The organism is Paraburkholderia dioscoreae (assembly GCF_902459535.1).
In the GTDB taxonomy this organism is placed as follows: domain Bacteria; phylum Pseudomonadota; class Gammaproteobacteria; order Burkholderiales; family Burkholderiaceae; genus Paraburkholderia; species Paraburkholderia dioscoreae.
The window spans coordinates 2,406,380-2,425,140 of sequence record NZ_LR699554.1; the positions used below are offsets into that span (position 1 = coordinate 2,406,380).

An 18,761-nucleotide genomic window follows, 5' to 3' on the forward strand; every position below is an offset into this window, starting at 1 on the left:
TCCATGAAGGATGCCATCGTATTCACGGCCCGTCTGTTCCCTTCGATCCTGACTGGCACCCTCATGGGCGCCGGCGTTGGATCGGTTCTTCACCTCCATGACGGGCACCGGCTGCTCGCGATGCTGGCCTGCACGGGCCTGACGCTCGCGCTTCATCACTTTGTCCGCGCTGCCCGCTGGCTGATGGTCACCGGGACCGTCGCCATCCTTATGCTTGCGATCGGTCAGTATTCCGTGCCGAGCGCCGGCCTGCTCGGCGTCGGAATCGTACTGTGGATGGCATTGTGTGCCGGGCGCGGGTACGGCAGGACCGGCCAACCCACCCAGCGCCCCGTACAACAGCCCGTCCCACGCTCGGGGGCACAGGATGCACCAGGTCAACCGGCACCCCAGCGGGCATACGCCCTGGACGACCGCGTACTGCGCGCCCGGTTCGCCCTTGACGCCATCACCGGCATGGCTGACACAAAGAACAGGTTACTCAACGCGGCGCGCGACATCCTTGCCAACCCCGCTCAGGCGAGAAACGGCATCCTCCTGTCCGGCGAACCCGGCAATGGAAAAACCATGTTTGCCGAAGCACTCGCCGGAGAGTTACAGGTCCCCTTCTTCTCGATTGCCTATCAGGACATCGCCTCGAAGTGGGTCAATGAAACACCTGAGCGCCTGAAGGCCACTTTTGCGCAGGCCACCCAGCTAGGTCAGGCTGTCCTCCTGATTGACGAGGTGGACGGATTCATCAAGGCAAGGCACGACGCCCACCACATGGATCGCGATCTGACGAACACGATGCTCACCGAGATCGTCCGTCTGCGCGGCACCCGAATTATCCTGGTCGCCGCCACTAACGATCTCGACTGGCTCGACGGGGCCGCGGTGCGCGAAGGTCGCTTCGACTTCAAGATCGAGGTGCCACCGCCAGACGCGCCAGCACGCGAAGCGCTGCTTTCGCGTACCGTCTTCCATGCGTTCGGACCGAAGGCGCTCAGCATGCCAGTGCTTAAGAGTCTCGCGGCCCGCTGGGAAGGGTTCAGTGCTGCCCGTCTGATGGCCGTGGGACCTCAACTTGCCGACATGCGGCGCGAAGGCCTTTTCGGGAACGAACCCGTTTCGTTCGATATTGCGATGCGGGCCATGCGTCGCATCCAGGGGTCGAAGGGCCACCTGCCGGAGAACGTCAAGACGGTCGACGAAATCATCATGCCCGAGGGCTCGCGTGATGAACTTAAACGGCTTGCGCTGCGCCTGCGCCATGTTCACCGCATGGAACAGCTCGGCGGCGCACTTCCCCGCGGCGTACTGTTCTACGGCCCACCGGGCACCGGCAAGACGCAGGCCGCAATGGCCATCGCAAAAGCCAGCGGATGGGTGGTTCTCAAGACAACCGGCGCCGAGCTTCTCGCCAGCCATTCCGCGTGGAGCCAGCTATACCGGCAGGCGAAGGACCTGCGGCCGTGCATCGTGTTCGTCGACGAAGCGGATGATGTCTTCCGGAATAGAAGCATGTCTGCGGCTGTAGCCGTGACCAACCGCATTCTTGCGTCGATCGACGGCGCCGACGGCCGTGTGCCTGACGTACTTGTGATTGCGGCTACCAATCATCCGGAGGCGCTGGATCCGGCGGTTTTGCGTGGCGGCCGCCTCGAGCAGAAGATCCGCTTTGACGTGCCGTCACGCGAGTCGCTCGCGGTTTATATCCGCTCCCGGCTGAAGCTCAAAGTAGGCGACACCTTTGCAATTTCGCGGCACACCGTGGAATGCGTGATCACGGCGCTTGAGGGCTGCTCGATTGCCGACACGGACGCCGCATTGCAGCGGCTCATCGACGAGGCTGCGGCACACCATATCGAATCGGGAGCCTCCACTATTACGACTGCCGATGTGCGCGCAGCGCTCTCAACACTGGATATTTCCGTTGGTTGAACCGTCTGAGGCACACTCGCGATAGGGCACTGAGCTCCGACAGCCTGAGCGTCTCCTTGCCCACGACCGATTCGTATCGGCATTGCGTTTCCGGTGTGATAAGTTCCAGGATTACAGGCCGGCCAGGCCGAGAGCCTATCAGCCAAGGCCCGCGCTCCCTCGATGAGTTGAGATGACAGATGACAACTGCCCGACCATGCAGGAAGCTATGCTGTCGATCTAACGTGACGACCACAAATGGGGAGTGCCTCGCCAGTGTGCCACAATCGTGGCAGAGCAAGTCGCGAGAACTGGTGAGGGATTAACCAATGACCCGACGTAAAAGAGCGGCGCTGCCGCCGGTAGAGACATCTGAGCAACTCCAAGTGCGCCTGCGGGCCTATGCACTCGCAACGCGTGAAAGCGCGATGAAGCCACGCAAGGTCCCGTTTCCCGAGCACGTCACGGTGCTGGCCGGGCCCCTCAGGCGCGTGCGCGCTCGACCCAGCGGGTCTGGCGATGATCAGGCTGGCGAACCCGATGCCGGTTGAACGTCGATTTTCCCGTCGCTCAATGTCGAGCAGCTAACCCGCCAACGATGCTCAGACACGACGGCAGGTTCTCGGCCTTATGCGACGCTTTCCATAAGGCCGAGAAGCCGGCAGACGCCTCCCTGCCCGACCGAATCTGCCGCTCCCGTCAAGAGGCGGTTTCGTTCAACGGGTGTTATCGCCGCTGCGCCTGCCACCTCTTCCTCGCACCGCAACCGCTACGAGGGCCGTTGAGGTCTCCGTGCCATGGTCGCTGCTGGTATAGGTCCATGCCGTCCAATGGCCTGCGTCGAAGCCTGTACCATTTGGTGACCGCACGGCACAGAGAACCGGGGGGTTCCCTGTCGTTCGCGGATTTTCCATAAAAGAAATTAGCAACATCTGAACGATCGTGCTTTTTATTGCGGTGGTACCGGTCCTTCGTCATCCCGGTGCCCATGCAGGGGCAATTTGCGGTTTGCGGTGCAAACGTCGTCCGCGGGCGGCCTAGCGCTTGTCGAGGAAGTCAGCGGTTGTGAGCCGGACGGGCTGATCGGGCCGCGCCCGCATTTTTCTTTCCGCAACCGCGATAATGCGCTCTCGGCCATCAGCAAACGTTTTGAGCATGCGGACTTCGCCGGCGCCTAGCGGCAGCCAGAAATACGCTTCAAGTGCCTCACGTGTGATTGCACACTCGACTGAGCCAATCCGATCGGACAACCGGAAAGTGATTCTGCTTCCGTCTGCCGACACGGTTGGGACGAAATCAAGAACGTCCATGACATTACCTCGCAAATTCATCGGCGAACTTTTGAGTTGCTGCCGCTTGTTTGCAATTTACCAGAACACGTCTGGCGGCTAACTACGATTGCCACCACAGGCCGCGGCTTCAGGTGCGCCCAAGTGGAGCCCCGGCCCTTGCAGACTTGGGTTTGACGTTTTGTGGGTTATGAACTTGTGCTTGACAGTTAGTTACATTGTTGCAACTTGAAAGCGGCTTGTAGCGGTGAGATCTTACGGGAGGCGAAAGCAAACCATCGCAGGAACCGCGCACGCTTGCGTCGCCAATACCGTCTCCCCCTAGAAAGCGTTGTGCCCGCCGCATGCCCTCGCTATCATTCGCAACGGGATCAGATCGACATACGATCTGAAAGCGGATAAAAATTATGACTGAGGGGCAAATGAGCGGCGGAGAAACAGCGGGCATCGCTGAGTTGGCGAACAAAATATCGAAAGAGCTATTCGAATGGTTTAGATGGGAACGGGTGCCGGTACTCGACCAAAACTTCCGGTGCGTAAAGCAAGAAAAACATGCGCCAAGGAAAAAAACAGATCACACACATCCAGTAGACGTCGTTTTCCATTACGTGGACCCTTATTTGGGTCGCCGCGTGTTGCTCAATACTGACTTGAAGAGCTACGCGAAAGGATCTATTTCCTCTAGCGCGATCCGATCTGCACTGCGGTCACTCGCCCAAACTATAGATTGCGCATGCGTGAGCGAGGAATGGTCAGGCCGCTATGACCTGACAAACGAATCTCTCGATGTGCGTGGGATGTTGTTCGTATACAACCATGACGCCGAGTATGACAGCGACTTCATGGCTATGCTTGAAGAGAAAAAAACCAAGGCAAAAAATCCCTTAGATGAAGAACCCGGTGTAACGACAGAAACATTGCCGCTTGAACTAAACCAGGTGCTGCACATCGTTGATCCGTCGATGATTGCCTACATGACGACTGTGATCGCAGACACCCACCGACTGCATTCGGAAGGCACTTTTCCCACTTCAGATTACTTCTTTCACTACCCGGATCTCAAACTCCATAAAACTCATGGGAGTAAGCAATCGCGGGCTGCCACGGTCGAGATGATCGCGGGCCCTTATTTGATCGTTGGCCACGAGATTGTAAAGAAATACAACGAGAAAACCGAGGAAGTCGAAGAACGTTTTCCAGCCGGGTACGTGATCTACTACAACCGCGCAGGCTCGACACACCACGAGTTCATGTACCTATTCGATACGTTATCGAGTTTTCAGATTCTAGATGGATCTCATCCACTGCGGGTCCGGGTTGCACACAGTTCACCACACACCAGCATCCGTAGTAATTTTCAGCGCGCCATCGAGATGTACATCAGCGATTGGAAATTCGACGAGTACAAGCGGCATCGACTCGAGCAAATCGAACTTGAGCTGATAGAGGTTCGCAAGACAACGTTCTCGCAGGAAAACATCAAATGGGATCGGATCGAAAAATGAAAACTGGGTCGATTTATAGCGCAAGCGACAAGGCGTTGTTTGAAGCGCTCAACCAGCCGAAAGTGACGCGTTCTGATCTCCGACAGCTTTTCATGTCGAGAGGCATCGTCGTCTCGCACCAGACCTCACGCGAGGCACTTGCGCTGCATTTTTCTCGCCTGATGCACGATTACAACGATTTTCAGCTGCTCGCTCGCCTGTTCGGCACGAAGGCCCGAACAGAGCGTATCGCCTCGTTCCGCGTCATCTCGAAAGCAAAGATGCAGAATTTTGAGACTGCCGCGCATGCAGTCATCGAACAGATCAAGAAAGAAGACGACTCTGCAACAATGTCCTATCAAAAGGACGGTACTCTCCAGATCTCTGTCAGGTATAAGACAATGCACTTCGACAAGAGTGAATTTAAGCAGGTCGTCAACAAGAGTGCAATTATTACGGTCGAGACATCCGGGAAAGACCTCGTTTTGCGCGGCCCTCAAAATGATAAGGTCGACGGCTGGTGCCGGACGCTGCTCTCTAATGTAGAGGCGCAAGTAGACGGCGTTTTGGAAATTGACGAAATTAGTTTAGAGAATGAGCCGTTGCCCTCTGTCCGATCGAAATTTTTCGCTGATCTGATAAACGCGATGTCGGGCTTTAAGCGCCATGATGTTACGGATGTATACGTATTCAAGCCGAAAGTAAAAATAAAGGAGCTTGATGAGTCCGAAGAATCGGACCCGAAAGACGTACAACTCGGTGTACATATTTCCCGGGCATCGTTACGCGGTGAAGGTGTCCTTCAGTCTGCTGAACTTCAAACGCTCACACAGCGTGGGTTTTATATCTCAAAAATTATTTGGCAAGCGACTCGGAATTCTGAAATCGATTCCGATCTATTTGAATTCGAAGCTCAGTTTTCTGAGCCAGAGACCTGCACAAAATTCTCTTACCTCCCGCGCGGCTACTATGGATATATGGGGCCAAATGAATATGCGGTTAGCAGAACACAATGCACGCTTGAAGAAGATCGGGAGTTAAGCAAGCTGATTGAGGCGGCGGCTCGATCAGCTTTGCCTGTCAATTCGCAAGGTGTCGCAAAGAAGCTACCGTCGACAAAAAAGAGACCAGCTGTCTCTGCAAAAAAACCCGTAATTGAAAGCTCCGGTGCTTCTTTAGAAGAATCACAAACGGCGCTAACTAAATAATAATCGTTGGCGGCACATGATAAAGACAAAGTGGTTTGAAGTTTCGACCCAAGAGCGAATCAACGTGATTGCCGACGCATTGTCCACGCATCGGTTTAGACGCGGTGCGTCTACTGGTGTCGAGCTTATTTCGGTAAGCGACCGACAAATCGAAGGTAAGTTTATCGAGGAGGTCCATAATACCGAAATTTATGTTGACCCATTTGGCGATGAAATTCGGAATGAGGTCCGTAGATTTTCTATCTTCGCATTTGTTCTCTTCCGCGTTAGGAAAGGGCATTACCTGCTCCGTATAACGGCGGGGCCTCGCAACCTTCGAAGCTTTGTGCAATTTTTATCGGACGCAATCGGGTTTGGCCTAGCGGTTTCGCCTATCGTCGTAGACGTGGCCGCGTTTTTAAAAATGCTTAAAGTCGCTAAGGGTTTTCAGTTAGTCCGTGTCAAGAAAATCCGAGCAGGTCAGATACGATTTGCAGGGAGATCGGTGGCGAGAGTCGAGATCACGTCGGCCGCTGACGCGTTTGATGACCTTACACAGACAATTGAACTCGGTGAGGCTGTTCTGGAAAAGGCTAGTGTAGATTTTCATCTCGATGGTCTTGTGCGAAACGTAGAACTCACGGCAACGGGCTCCTTAACCACAGACTTGTCACTGCTTCCCGTAATAACACCAATGTTTATCAAGTGTTTCGGTCGTGACGACGAGCTCTGAATCGAGTAACTGTTTGAGAACCGATCCGCTCACTTCAGGCAAGGCGTCCTTAAACCGATCGCAGACCGCAGGTCCCCGCGCAAACCCCTAACGCTGGACTACTTTGACGGAACTACCCTCAAAGCCGCGATCGCTGACCAGTCGAGAGAGCCCATGCCCGCCTCGACAGGTTCAGCCATCTGACCATGGACGGCAGCGAGCATCGGGAGTGTGCGGCCAGCCTGTTCGGCTGCTTCGGAGGCGAGATGAAGATCAGTTAAGCCAAGCGAGGCCTTGAAACCTGGCCGATACTCGCTCCGGATGATATTGCCAGAATAGGTCTGGTAAGGACGGCTACCGGGCAGTGACTGCATCACCTCAAGCACTGCCTCATGTTCCCATCGTCGGATACGACGATAATCAGCGGGCGTGCACTGGCTTTTCATCGGGCACTTCGGGCAAGCGCTACTCCAGTACGTTCGCAGCTCCAGCAGATTAACGCTTTCGAAGGAGGTGTATCGGTATATCGCCCGTTGCCCCGCTGGGCACAGGTACTGGTCGTCCCGGGCAATGTAGATGAAGTCAGCCCGATCGAATCGGCCATCCGCCTTCGCACCTGATGTCTGTGTTTTCGGCAACAGCGCACCAATTCCCGCGTCGTCGCATGCCTTGATTTCCGTTGCATTGAAGTATCCGCGATCGGCCAGCGCCCGGATCCTCTTCCTGCCCATGGCATCTCGAGCGGACCAGTCTTCCGAATCGCGGCCGCTGCGCTGAGCGGCCCGATAGCTCCAGACGAGCGAGCCGCCCGGGTTCAGTATCTTGCCGATGCCGCGCGGCATGTGAATCAGCGCGCTGCGATCCGGCGGACCGCTTTCGAGCAGCGGCACGGATACGCCTGAATCCGCCGATAAAAGATTGGCCAGCACACAGCCCGCCGAGCCTGCTCCGACAATCACATAGTCGTAATGCTCACGAAACGCCATCGATCCTTCCTGTGACGAGTTGACGGGTTTATCCGTCGCCGACGGCCGCGCGCCATCGAACACCGTCGTCAACTTCCCGGAGATTATGAACATATAGCTTAAATGTGTCTGTTATTTGGTCACATCTCCAGGGTATCTCTGGATAGTGCCTGTACAGGGGCGCCCAAAAGGCCGGGTAACTCCTGATAGCGGATAAGTTGAACAGGTTTGATTCTGGTGATCAACTTAATAAAGAGCCAGCGGACGGTCCGACTGGCCGGTGTCACCTCCCGACGGTCGAGCATGCAATCCCACCCTTCATTCCAGTCCCAGCGGGCTATTCCACACGTCGAACCACCCTGCGCCATATGCTGGGCCGTGCTCAGCCCGCCTCAGCCCGAGTCTGCGCCACATCGGATCTTCGTCCACGTCAGCGGCTCTTATATGAACATGTTCCTTATTTTTGTTTCGAATAAGGGAAAACGAGAGAGTCGGAGCTGAAATTCTATCTATAGAATTCAATTCCGAATCCAGGCGAATCCAATCAGTCCCGACGAGCAGACTGCACAGAGTTGAACACTGTGTCTAATTCCCTGGGCGGCAGCGTGGAACCCACGAGGCCAGCAGCACCGTGCCGTCGCCAGCGTCAAACAAAAACCCAGCCCCGCCAGGGAGCCACGGAGACAAGGAGATGAAGGGAATGAGCAGCTGCGCCAGATTCGAGAAAAACCGCATGAGCCTCGGTATTGCGATGGCTCTGGGATGCTGGGCTGCAACGGCCGGCGCCATGCAACTCAGTTCGAACCCCGATCTGAACATCAATTGGGACAACACGATCAGCTACAACCTGGGCATGCGCGCCCAAGGCACCAATGACTCGATCGGCAATAACCCGCTCTACAGCGAATCGGAATACAAGTTCAAGCACGCAGGCGACATCGTGACGAACCGCGTGTCAGACCTGAGCGAGTTCGATGCCGTGTACCGCGACAAATTCGGGTTCCGGATCAGCGCGTCGCTATGGAAGGATTTTGCGTACGGCGGCGGCGTGAACAACAACCCGGGCATGGCCTACCCCGGCGTGCCGTATTCCAGTCTGAACTCGTACAGCGGCAATCACTACAGCAGCTACACCGAGCGCTATTACCAGCAAGGCGCGGATCTGCTGGATGCGTTCGTGTTCTACAAGTTCGAGATCAACGGCCAGCCGAGCGCGATCAAGGTCGGGCGCCTGACGCAGTACTGGGGCAACGCGCTGATCTTCGGCAGCGAGGGCATCAACTACGGTCAAGGCGCCTCGGACAACATCAAGGGCGCGGCCTCGCCGGGCACTCAGGCCAAGGAACTGGCGATCCCGCGCGCCCAAATCCTGTTCGAGACGCAGCTGACACCGACGGTCGGCCTCGCCGCGCAGTATTTCGCGGAATACATGCCGACCCGCCTGCCTGAAGGCGGCACCTATCTGGGCACGGTCGGCTTCGGCTTCCAGGGGCCGAACCTGTTGCAGGGCGTGGTTCCACGCGGGAACGACGTGATGCCGAACAATGGTTTTCATAACGACTACGGCGCCAAAGTCACCTGGGCTCCGCAATGGCTCGGCGGCACGTTCGGCTTCTATTACCGCAATCTCACGGAAACGCAGCCGTGGGTGCTGCTCGGCGTGAATCCGGCAACCGGTGCGCCCAACTATCACCTGGCCTACGGCTCGAACGTGAAGCTGTACGGCATGAGTCTCGATCGCCAGATCGGCGATTTCAGCACCGGCTTCGAAGTGTCCTACCGGCATAACACGGCGTTGAACAGCGGCACCGGCCCGCTGGCGAGCGACCTGAGCGGTCAGCAAGGCGCGCGCGGCGACGTCATCAACGTAATCGGTAACGTGCTGGCGGGATTGTCGCGCACGCCGTTCTGGAACACGGGTAGCGCGCTGGCTGAAATCGCATTCACCCAGAAGGTCAAAACCACCAGCAACGGCGCGCTCTACAACGGCGTCGGCAACTCGGTCGAATGTCCGAGCGGCAGCAAGTGGTCCGGTTGCTCCACCAACAATTCGGTTGCGCTGGCAGTTCAGTTCGATCCGCAATGGCTGCAGGTATTTCCGGGCGTCGACATCGACGCGCCGATGTTCATCCAGTACGGCCTATGGGGCAATACACCGAGTCTGGGCGGCACCAACCAGGGGTCGATGATCTACACCTTCGGCCTGCACGCGCTGATTCAGAACAAATACAACGTCACGCTGCAATACAACGGCTATCACTCGCACGCAGGCGGCCAGACCAACTTCGGTCTCGCCAACGGTTTGCCGAGCGGAGGTCCGTCGTATTACGCAACGGGCAACGGTCCGTATTTCTACAACGACAAAGGTTGGGTTTCGCTGACGTTTTCTTCTTCATTCTGACCGGCAAGGGTGCTGGCCGCTTTCCGTCACGGACGCCGTCATGAGCGGCCGGATAAGAAATCCGTCCGCACCCGACGGGTTTTTCCGACACATATTCTGGAGACAAGCATGAAACTCGCAATGGTACTGGCAACGATGGCGACGGCAGTCGCCGCCAGTGGGCCCGTGCTCGCGGCGGTCAGCGCCGACGAAGCCAAAGAGCTGGGCGCCGGCAAGCTCACCGAATTCGGCGCGAAGAAGGCCGGCAACGCGGACGGTTCGATCCCCGCCTACACGGGCGGCGTGAAGGATCTCGCGATCCCCGCCGACTTCAAACCCGGCAGCGGCCGCTATCCCGATCCGTTCAAGGACGACAAGCCGATCGAATCGATCACCAAAGCGAATCAGGCCAAGTATGCCGACGAACTGACGCCCGGCACCAAGGCACTGCTCGACCGCCTCCCGGGCTTTCGCGTCGACGTGTACAAAACGCGCCGCACCATGACTTATCCGGACTGGGTGCTGAAGAACACGGTGGGCTGCGCGACCACGGCCAAGCTTGTCGGCAAGGTCAAGGGCGACGGCGTGGAAGGTGCGTTCGGCTGCATTCCGTTCCCGATTCCGAAAGACGGCTACGAGGTGATGTGGAATCAAAACATGCGCTATCAGGGCGTGCGCACCGACTTCCGCTTCCGCACCATCTTTGTCGACGAAGCGGGCCACAAGACGCTGATGGGCGATCAGGAATCCAAGTTCATCTATCCGTTCTACGACCGCAACGCGAGCAAATTGAACGACCTGTACTTCCGCCTGACCTACACGAACTTCTTCGGTCCGGCTTCGCAGGTCGGCCAGTTGTATTTGGCGAAATACAGCTCCAACAACGGCGACCAGGACGACACCACCTGGATCTACATGCCGGGACAGCGGCGCGTGCGCGTGGCGCCCGAACTGAAATACGACACACCGATGGCCGGGATCGGCGGCACGCTGCTGTTCGACGAAATCGGCGGCTTCCAGGGGCGCATGGACCGCTTCGATTTCAAGCTCGCGGGCGAGAAGGAAATGATCGTGCCGTACAACAATTATCGCGCCTACCAGTCGCCGAATCTGGTGGGCGACAAGTTCGCCAATCCGGATGTCGTGCGTTGGGAAAAGCACCGGGTCTGGGTCGTGGAGGCGACCCTCAAGCCGGGTCAACGTGATGTCTACAGCCATCGCACGTATTACATCGACGAAGACACGTGGCTGATCGTGGCGTATGACGCGTATGACCAGAGCAATGCGCTCTACCGCACCGCCTATACGCTCGACATCATTCCCTACGACAAGCCTCGCGTGGGCCAGCCGATCCAGGTGGCTTACGACCTGACGAAGGGCAACTACGCGGTGATCGCGGACCAGGGCGATCCAGCCACTCACATGATCCCGTACGACGAACTGCCGAATCAGGCGTACTACACGCCGCAAGCGTTGCAGAGCGCAGGCGTGCGCTAAAGCGGTACGGCCGCGCCGGCCGGACCGATTCGGTCCGGCCGGCGCGTCACCGATTTTGATGATGCGTTTTCATCACGAGTTTCGACGAGAGGTTGTCAACCCGTGTCCGCGGAGACTTACCCATGACTTTCCGGTCTGTGCAATGCATGACGGCGAGTGTCACCGCGCTCGTTGCGGCGCTCGCGTGCCCGCCGGCGTTCGCCGCGGCGACTGGCGCCGGCCCCCAGACGGCGAGCGCGGCGCGCTTTATCGATCCGCTCGACGCGCCCGCCGAAGCCGCCGTCTCACCCGCCACCCGCCCCATGACCGCAGTGGCGAGCGCGGGTCAGCGCCTCGTCGGCGTGGGTCAGCGCGGTGTGATCGTCGTATCGGACGACCACGGGCAACACTGGCGCCAGGTCGCCAGCCCCGTGCAAAGCGACCTGACGGCCATCACCTTTCCCACAGCGACCGAAGGTTGGGCCGTCGGCCACGACGGCGTAATCCTGCACACATCCAACGGCGGCACGAGTTGGACCAAACAGCTCGACGGTCGCATCTCCAACGAACGCTTCGTCGCCTACTATCGCGCCGCCGTTGCGCGAGGCGATGCCAATGCGGCAGTCTCGCAGACCTATCTGAAGCAGGAAGAAAACAACGCCAAGGCGGGCCCCTCGCTGCCCTACCTGGATGTCTGGTTCGACGACGCAAGCCACGGCTACGCGGTCGGCTCATTCGGCTCCATCGCCGTCACGAGCGATGGCGGCAAGACCTGGCAACCGGGCCTCGAACATATCGACAACCCGGACTTTCTGAACCTGAACGCCATTCGCGGCGTGGGCGGCGAGGTGTATATCGCGGGCGAGCGCGGCACGGTGTTCAAACTCGATCGCGCGAGCGGTCAATTCAAGCGGCTGCAATCGGGCTACACGGGCAGCTTCTTCGGCATTGTCGGCAATGACAAGCGGCTCTTTGCGTTCGGTCTGCGCGGCACGGTCTATCAAAGCACCGATCGGGGCGCCAGTTGGCAAAAGGCCGACACGGGCACCGACTCCACCTTGAACGGCGCCACCGTGCTCGGCGACGGCCGCATCGTGATTTGCGGCAGCCGCGCCATGCTGCTGGTCGCCGACCCGGTCAGCGGCGTGTTCCAGCGCGTGTCGGCCGATACGCCGATGCTGTTCGCCGGCATTGCCGCGGACGGCGCGGATCGCGTGGCGCTGGGCGGGTCGAGCGGCATGAGTGTCGAAGCGATCGGCGCGCGTCGCTGAGCATTGAATCGCATCACTAGAGGTGTTCAACATGCATAACCCCCACGATCCGTCGGCAGCGAAGGATCAAGCCCAACCGGCGCAGCCATTCGACCGGCGCTCGGGCGGTCCCGTCGAGCGGCTGATTTTCAATCATCGCGCGCTCATCGTGATCGTCTGTATCCTGCTGACGGCGCTGTTCGGCGCCCGCGCCACGCGGCTGGAAGTCAACGCGAACTTCCTGAACATGATTCCGCAGTCACATCCGTTCGTGCGCAACTATCTCGACAATGCCGCGTCATTGCGCGCGCTCGGCAACTCGCTGCGTATTTCGGTCGAGAACACCCACGGCTCGATCTACGACGCCGACTATCTGCGCACGCTGCAAAAAATCAACGACAAGGTGTTCCTGATGCGCGGCGTGGACCGTGCCTACATGAAGTCGTTGTGGACGCCGTCAGTGCGCTGGACCGAAATCACCGAGGACGGTTTTCGCGGCGGACCGGTGATGCCCGAAGCCTACGACGGCTCCGCAAAAAGCCTCGGCGAATTGCGCCGCAACGTGGCGCGTGCCGGCGTCGGCGGTTCGGTGGTCGCCAACGACGAGCGTTCGAGCGTGGTGTTCGTGCCGCTGCTCGACAAGGATCCGGCTACCGGTGCGCCGCTCAATTACCGCGAGCTCTCGCACGATCTGGAAAAGCAGATCCGCTCGCTCGAAACGCCTGACGTCAAGATTCACATCGTCGGCTTCGCCAAGCTGGCGGGTGATCTGATCGACGGGCTCGACGGCGTGCTGATCTACTTCGGCGTGTCCGCGTTGATCGCCGCGCTCGCGCTCTACGCGTACACGCGTTGTCTGCGCAGCACCGGTCTGGTCGTGCTGTGTTCAGCCGCCGCGGTGATCTGGCAACTCGGCATCGTGCAGTGGCTCGGCTTCTCGATCGATCCGTATTCGATCCTCGTGCCGTTCCTTGTCTTCGCGATCGGCGTGTCGCATGGCGCGCAGAAAATGAACGGCATTACCCGCGACGTCGCCCGCGGCGTGCATCGCTATGCAGCCGCGCGCAATACGTTCCGGCGTTTGTTCCTCGCCGGCCTGACCGCGCTCCTCGCGGACGTGGTCGGCTTCGCGGTGCTGATGATCATCGACGTGCCCGTGATTCGCAACCTCGCGCTCGCCGCCAGCATCGGCGTAGGCGTACTGATCTTCACCAACCTCGTGCTGCTGCCGGTGCTGTTGTCGTACACCGGCGTGAGCCGCTCCGCGGTGCGCCGCGCTCGCCTGAGCGCCGACCCGCACGCAAAGCGCGGCTTCGTGGTGCGCAGCTACCAGGCCTTCGACCGCTTTTCCACTCGCAGATGGGCGATTGGTGCGATGGTCGGCGCGTTGCTGCTGTTCATCGGCGGCCTCGCGATCAGCACGCATCTGCAGGTGGGCGATCTCGACTCCGGCGCGCCCGAACTGAAAGCGAACTCGCGCTATAACCGCGACAACGCGTTCATCAACCAGCACTACAACCTCTCGAGCGACGTGTTCGCCGTGATCGTCAAGACGCCGGCCGGTGGCGTGGAGAGCTTTCCGACGCTGACCGAAATGGACCGCCTCGAAGCGAAGCTGCGCGAGACCGAAGGCGTACGCGGCACGGTATCGGCGGCCGGCGTGGTGCGCCAATACACGGCGGGCAACTTCGAAGGCTCGCCCAAGTGGCTGACGGTGAACCGCGACCCATTCGTCTCCGGCGACGCGTTTTCCAACGTCGTGGTGGCCATGCCCGAGCTGACCAATGCCGACCGCACGGTCGCACCGCTGCTGGTGTTCCTGAGCGACCACAAGGCCGAGACGCTGACGCGCGTGGTGCGCGTGGTGAACGATTTTGCCGCCGTGCACGACACGCCCGAGCGGCACTTTCTGCTAGCCGCAGGTTCGGCTGGCATCGACGCCGCAACCAATATCGTCGTCGAACAGGCCAATCGCGAGATGCTCCTGCTGGTGTACGCGTCGGTGGCGATCCTCTGCTTCATCACGTTCCGCACGTGGCGCGCCGTGGTCGTCGCGCTGATTCCGCTGATGCTCACCTCGGTGCTGTGCGAAGCGCTGATGGTGCTGCTCGGCATCGGCGTGAAGGTCGCCACGTTGCCGGTGATCGCACTCGGCGTGGGTATCGGCGTCGATTACGCGCTGTATCTGCTCTCCGTGCAACTCGCGCGGCAACGCGCCGGCGCCACATTGCGCGAGGCCTACCGTGACGCGCTGATGTTCACCGGCAAGGTCGTGATGCTGGTCGGCTTCACGCTCGCGGGGGGCGTCGTCACGTGGGTCTGGTCGCCGATCAAGTTCCAGGCCGACATGGGCATCCTGCTCACCTTCATGTTCCTGTGGAACATGGTCGGCGCGCTCGTGCTGATTCCAGCGCTTTCGTACTTCCTGCTGCGGCCGAAAGCCGAACGCCTGCGCGGCGGCTCCGGCAGCGAACCCGCCGAGGCCACGCAGAACACGGTTTCCGCGACTTCGGCCGCCCGCCTGCGCGCCGCCGCGCCAGCGGCCCGCCAGGCATCCTGACACGCCGTCCATTCAAACACTCTTTGGAGATTCGCCGATATGTTCGATCTATTGATGACCGCCGACATGATGGTTCCGGACCCGGACGGGATGACCGAACTGCTGGTCAACAAGCTGGGGATTCACAAACACCCGAACTGGCGCCAGGCGTTCGACAACCATCCGTACATCGCCCATTTTCTGCGTGTGCACAAGTCGCTGGCCGTGGCGCCGACGCGCGTCGAGCCGCAAGTGCATCTGGATCGTCCGAACCCGGGCGACCCGTCATTCCATCATTTCCTGCAGAGCCTTGAAGCGTTTCAGGGCAAGCATCGGCCGATCCTCACGCATTCGATCGTGGTGGCCGCGCATGGTCCGAAGTTCGAGCAGACTGTCGAGCGCCTGATGCGTCGCCGCCTGCCCTTCCGGATGGCGCAGCGCACGCCGGAAATGCCCTTCGACCGTTTGTGGGTCGGCGTGACGCCTGAGCGGCCCGAATACGAACCTTCCGTGGACGGCGGCCTGTGCATCGAGATCATGCCGATGGAGCCGCTGCAACTGCCGCCGGAAACCTTCGCGACGCCCGCGCCGCAACCACGCGATCTGCAGCCGGGCCAACTGGTGCGCGTGAGCGCACGCGGCTTTCTCGTGCGCGATCTCGACGACACCCTGCGCCGTTGCTCGGCGAATCTCGACTGGGAGCCAGCCGGCGCGGTGGAGACGCTGGTCGGCGAAGGCTACCGGCGCGCGCGCATGGGCTTCACGCTGCCCAACAGCGCCTCGCTCGACGTGCTCGAGGCGACCCGCTGGGACGGCGAGGCCGGCCGCTATCTGAACAGCTGGGGCCCGGGCCCCTACTTCGTGCGCATCGCCGTGAACGGCCTGCAAGTGAAGGCGGAAGAACTGAAGGCGCGCGGCATCGGCTTCGACTGGATCGAATCGTCGGAAGCCGTCGGCGGCCGATCGCTGATCCGCATCCACCCCGCCGAGCTGGACGGCCAGCTATTCGAGTTCGAAGAATTTCAGGCACCCCGCTAAATGCTGACTACCGACAAGGGGACTCCAACCATGAATGGGCTGACGATCAACCCCACTGTACGCATCGAGCGCAGCGGCAAGACCGCATGGATCGTGCTGAACCGGCCCGAACAGATCAATGCGATCAACGACGAGATTCGTCGTGGCGTGCCGCAGGCGCTGCAACTCCTCGACACCGATTCCGACGTTCACGTGATCGTGCTGCGCGGCGAAGGCCCGCGCGGCTTCTGCGCGGGCGCGGACATCAAGGAAAAGCGCGGGCCCGAATCGTCGCTGCAAGTGCGGCGGCGGATGGAACGCTCGCGCTGGATCGAAGCACTCGATCAGGTGCAAAAGCCGGTGCTCGCGGCGTTGCATGGCTTCTGCATGGGCGGCGGGTTGGAGATCGCGCTCGCTTGCGATATCCGCTTCGCGTCGCCCGATACCGTGCTCGCGCTGCCGGAGACCGGCCTCGGCCTGATTCCGGGCGGCGGAGGCACGCAGCGCCTCGCGCGAGTGGTCGGCCACGGCCGCGCGCTCGACGTGCTCCTGACCGGCGACCGCATGAGCGCCCAGCAGGCGAAGGAAATTGGCCTCGTCACGCGCATTTCAACGACGCCCGAGAGTCTGATCGTCGAAGTGCAGACGCTGGCCGACCGGCTCGCCGCGAAATCGCCGGCGGCGACGATCTACGTCAAGCAGGCCGCGCGCGCCGCGCTCGAACTCGATCTGCGCCGCGGGCTGGATCGCGAGCTCGATCTGTTCGCGCTGCTCGCGCCGAGCGACGACGTGAAGGAAGCGGCGCAGGCCTTCAAGGAAAAGCGCACCCCTGTTTTCACTGGAGACTGAGCAGATGACTAGCGGTATTGAAGGCAACGGCGGTACGCAGGCGACGGGCAAGCTCGAAGGCAAAGTGGCTATCGTCACGGGCGCGGGCAGCGGACTCGGCGCGGCCTGCGCGCGCGGTCTCGCGGCGCAAGGCGCGTGCGTGGCGGTGGTGGATATCAATGGCGACGCGGCGGTGGCGGTGGCCGCGTCAATCGGGGATCGGGCGATCGGGCTGCGTACCGATGTCTCCTCCGAGGCCGATGTCAAGGCGATGATCGCGGCGGTGCTGGAGCGCTTTGGCCGCATCGACATCCTGCACAACAATGCGGCCGTGCTCGACGCCGCGCAGCGCAGCGGCGACCGCGACGTGTGCAACGTCGATGTCGAAGCCTGGGATCGCGCCATGGCGGTGAATCTGCGCGGGCCGATGCTGTGTTCGAAGCACGCGATTCCCGCCATGCTGAAGGTAGGCGGCGGTTCGGTCATTCATGCGTCGTCTGGCTTCGGCGCGCAGGGCGACTTCACCTTGAGCGCGTATGCGGCATCGAAGGCCGGCTTGACGATCCTGAGCAAGTCGATTGCCGCGCAGTACGGCAAGCAAGGCATCCGCTCGAACACGATCCAGATCGGTCTCGTGGTCGCGGAGAACGGTGGCGCGCATCCGCTGCCCGACGACATCAAGGCGGTGATTCTCGACGGCCACCTCACGCCCTATCTCGGCGAGCCGAAGCATATCGCGGACGTGGTGTGCTTTCTTGCTTCGGACGAAGCCGCGTTCATCACCGGCGCGACCCTGCCCGTCGATGGCGGCTTCACGAGCCATGCGCCGACGCTTGCGCCTATGCGTGCGCTGTTTGCCGCGCGCGGTAGAGAAGCATATTGAGCGCGCTGCCGTCGTCTCAGGCGCGCTCGGGCGTCGATGCTTCAATGGCGACGCTGCAGACCGCCGACAAGCCGACCATCGTGCTGGTGCATGGTGGGCAGCACAGCGGCGCGTGCTGGCAGCCCACCGTCGATGCATTGCGGGCGCTCGATCCTTCAGCGCAGGTACTCGCCGTCGACCTGCCCGGCCACGGTAACGAACCGGGCGACCTCGCGACGCTGACCATCGCGCAATGCGTCGAGAGCGTGACCTCGCAGATTCTGTCGACGCGGCCAAGTCGCGTGATGCTGGTCGGCCATTCGATGGCGGGCATCACGTTGCCCGGTGTGGCGGCTCGGCTCGGCTCCGCGCTCGTGCAACGGGTGGTTTTCATCGCCTGCTGCATTCCGCCGGACGGCAAGACGGTGCTCGATACTTTGCATGCGCCGATGAACATAATCGCCTCGCGAGCCGCACGGCGCACGGCCGTCAGCGCGCCCTTACCCGCGTTCATCGCGCGCTTCGTATTTGCCAACGGCATGACGCGGGAACAGAAGCTACGCGTCGTGGCCGGTCTGTGCGCCGAAAGCACACGGGTGACGACCGAACCCGTCGATCGTTCCGCGTTCCCGCGTGTGCCGACGAGCTGGGTGCTGACACAACGCGACCGCGCGTTACGGCCGAAAGTGCAGCGCGAGTTCATCGGCAATCTGGGCGGCGTGGATGAAGTGATCGAGCTCGATACCTGCCACAACGCAATGATCAGCGAACCGGTGAAGCTGGCGGAGATTCTGTTGAGCCGGTGTTGACTGTAAAGTTGGGCGCACAGCGCGTAGCTCTCTACGCATGGTCAGAGGCTGGGTGCGAACA

The 18,761-nt window shown here is 60.4% G+C and carries 13 protein-coding genes and 1 pseudogene; 12 read left to right on the forward strand and 2 right to left on the reverse strand.

All coding sequences use genetic code 11. The features are described 5' to 3' along the window. The first annotated feature begins 3 nt into the window (after positions 1-3). Positions 4-1,923, forward strand: coding sequence for an AAA family ATPase (locus PDMSB3_RS30995; RefSeq protein ID WP_165188731.1), 1,920 nt, complete (start codon positions 4-6; stop codon positions 1,921-1,923). Between the two features lie 1,016 nt (positions 1,924-2,939). Here PDMSB3_RS30995 and PDMSB3_RS31000 read toward each other — a convergent pair. Then, positions 2,940-3,212: a DUF1488 family protein gene (locus PDMSB3_RS31000; RefSeq protein ID WP_165188733.1), complete on the reverse strand. Its 273-nt coding sequence runs from the start codon at positions 3,210-3,212 to the stop codon at positions 2,940-2,942. A 401-nt stretch (positions 3,213-3,613) separates the two neighbouring features. Here PDMSB3_RS31000 and PDMSB3_RS31005 point away from each other — a divergent pair, with 401 nt between their 5' ends. From PDMSB3_RS31005 to PDMSB3_RS31015, 3 genes are read left to right on the forward strand one after another with little or no spacing between them, the layout of a single operon-like run. Continuing rightward, positions 3,614-4,696 carry a hypothetical protein gene (locus PDMSB3_RS31005; RefSeq protein ID WP_165188735.1) on the forward strand — a complete coding sequence of 361 codons (1,083 nt, stop codon included), beginning with the start codon at positions 3,614-3,616 and terminating at the stop codon, positions 4,694-4,696. Next, entirely contained in the window at positions 4,675-5,883 is a 1,209-nt protein-coding gene (locus PDMSB3_RS31010; RefSeq protein WP_165188737.1) for a hypothetical protein, read from the forward strand. The genes PDMSB3_RS31005 and PDMSB3_RS31010 overlap by 22 nt, the downstream gene beginning before the upstream one ends. A gap of 16 nt (positions 5,884-5,899) precedes the next feature. Next, on the forward strand, positions 5,900-6,595 hold the full coding sequence (locus PDMSB3_RS31015; RefSeq protein ID WP_165188739.1) for a hypothetical protein: 696 nt from the start codon (positions 5,900-5,902) through the stop codon (positions 6,593-6,595). Positions 6,596-6,693: 98 nt separating this feature from the next. On the opposite strand, the pseudogene PDMSB3_RS38245 reads toward PDMSB3_RS31015, so the two are convergent. Beyond that, positions 6,694-7,320: pseudogene (locus PDMSB3_RS38245) on the reverse strand (NAD-binding protein); the annotation flags it as partial. A 919-nt stretch (positions 7,321-8,239) separates the two neighbouring features. On the opposite strand from PDMSB3_RS38245, the gene PDMSB3_RS31025 reads away from it, so the two are divergent. From PDMSB3_RS31025 to PDMSB3_RS31060, 8 genes are all read left to right on the forward strand, one after another. Next, positions 8,240-9,940: a DUF1302 domain-containing protein gene (locus PDMSB3_RS31025; protein ID WP_165188743.1), complete on the forward strand. Its 1,701-nt coding sequence runs from the start codon at positions 8,240-8,242 to the stop codon at positions 9,938-9,940. Positions 9,941-10,048: 108 nt separating this feature from the next. Further along, on the forward strand, positions 10,049-11,416 hold the full coding sequence (locus tag PDMSB3_RS31030; RefSeq protein ID WP_165188745.1) for a DUF1329 domain-containing protein: 1,368 nt from the start codon (positions 10,049-10,051) through the stop codon (positions 11,414-11,416). 122 nt (positions 11,417-11,538) lie between these two features. Further along, positions 11,539-12,666, forward strand: coding sequence for a WD40/YVTN/BNR-like repeat-containing protein (locus PDMSB3_RS31035; RefSeq protein WP_165188747.1), 1,128 nt, complete (start codon positions 11,539-11,541; stop codon positions 12,664-12,666). Between the two features lie 31 nt (positions 12,667-12,697). After that, on the forward strand, positions 12,698-15,205 hold the full coding sequence (locus PDMSB3_RS31040; protein WP_165188749.1) for an efflux RND transporter permease subunit: 2,508 nt from the start codon (positions 12,698-12,700) through the stop codon (positions 15,203-15,205). A gap of 39 nt (positions 15,206-15,244) precedes the next feature. Next, entirely contained in the window at positions 15,245-16,222 is a 978-nt protein-coding gene (locus PDMSB3_RS31045) for a VOC family protein (protein ID WP_165188751.1), read from the forward strand. Further along, the gene (locus PDMSB3_RS31050; RefSeq protein ID WP_232064364.1) at positions 16,223-17,050 is read left to right on the forward strand and encodes an enoyl-CoA hydratase/isomerase family protein; all 828 of its coding nucleotides are present in this window, start codon (positions 16,223-16,225) and stop codon (positions 17,048-17,050) included. A 4-nt stretch (positions 17,051-17,054) separates the two neighbouring features. After that, entirely contained in the window at positions 17,055-17,912 is an 858-nt protein-coding gene (locus PDMSB3_RS31055; protein ID WP_165188753.1) for an SDR family NAD(P)-dependent oxidoreductase, read from the forward strand. 44 nt (positions 17,913-17,956) lie between these two features. Beyond that, positions 17,957-18,700 carry an alpha/beta fold hydrolase gene (locus PDMSB3_RS31060; protein WP_165188755.1) on the forward strand — a complete coding sequence of 248 codons (744 nt, stop codon included), beginning with the start codon at positions 17,957-17,959 and terminating at the stop codon, positions 18,698-18,700. Positions 18,701-18,761: the final 61 nt, after the last annotated feature.

What these genes read in the sequence shown, in the direction of transcription:
- PDMSB3_RS31000 (WP_165188733.1), bottom strand. Translation starts at nt 3,212, where the DNA reads ATGGACGTTCTTGATTTCGTCCCAACCGTGTCGGCAGACGGAAGCAGA.
- PDMSB3_RS31055 (WP_165188753.1), top strand. Translation starts at nt 17,055, where the DNA reads ATGACTAGCGGTATTGAAGGCAACGGCGGTACGCAGGCGACGGGCAAG.
- PDMSB3_RS31005 (WP_165188735.1), top strand. Translation starts at nt 3,614, where the DNA reads ATGAGCGGCGGAGAAACAGCGGGCATCGCTGAGTTGGCGAACAAAATA.
- PDMSB3_RS31010 (WP_165188737.1), top strand. Translation starts at nt 4,675, where the DNA reads ATGGGATCGGATCGAAAAATGAAAACTGGGTCGATTTATAGCGCAAGC.
- PDMSB3_RS30995 (WP_165188731.1), top strand. Translation starts at nt 4, where the DNA reads ATGAAGGATGCCATCGTATTCACGGCCCGTCTGTTCCCTTCGATCCTG.
- PDMSB3_RS31045 (WP_165188751.1), top strand. Translation starts at nt 15,245, where the DNA reads ATGTTCGATCTATTGATGACCGCCGACATGATGGTTCCGGACCCGGAC.
- PDMSB3_RS31060 (WP_165188755.1), top strand. Translation starts at nt 17,957, where the DNA reads ATGGCGACGCTGCAGACCGCCGACAAGCCGACCATCGTGCTGGTGCAT.
- PDMSB3_RS31025 (WP_165188743.1), top strand. Translation starts at nt 8,240, where the DNA reads ATGAGCAGCTGCGCCAGATTCGAGAAAAACCGCATGAGCCTCGGTATT.
- PDMSB3_RS31035 (WP_165188747.1), top strand. Translation starts at nt 11,539, where the DNA reads ATGACTTTCCGGTCTGTGCAATGCATGACGGCGAGTGTCACCGCGCTC.
- PDMSB3_RS31030 (WP_165188745.1), top strand. Translation starts at nt 10,049, where the DNA reads ATGAAACTCGCAATGGTACTGGCAACGATGGCGACGGCAGTCGCCGCC.
- PDMSB3_RS31040 (WP_165188749.1), top strand. Translation starts at nt 12,698, where the DNA reads ATGCATAACCCCCACGATCCGTCGGCAGCGAAGGATCAAGCCCAACCG.
- PDMSB3_RS31015 (WP_165188739.1), top strand. Translation starts at nt 5,900, where the DNA reads ATGATAAAGACAAAGTGGTTTGAAGTTTCGACCCAAGAGCGAATCAAC.
- PDMSB3_RS31050 (WP_232064364.1), top strand. Translation starts at nt 16,223, where the DNA reads ATGCTGACTACCGACAAGGGGACTCCAACCATGAATGGGCTGACGATC.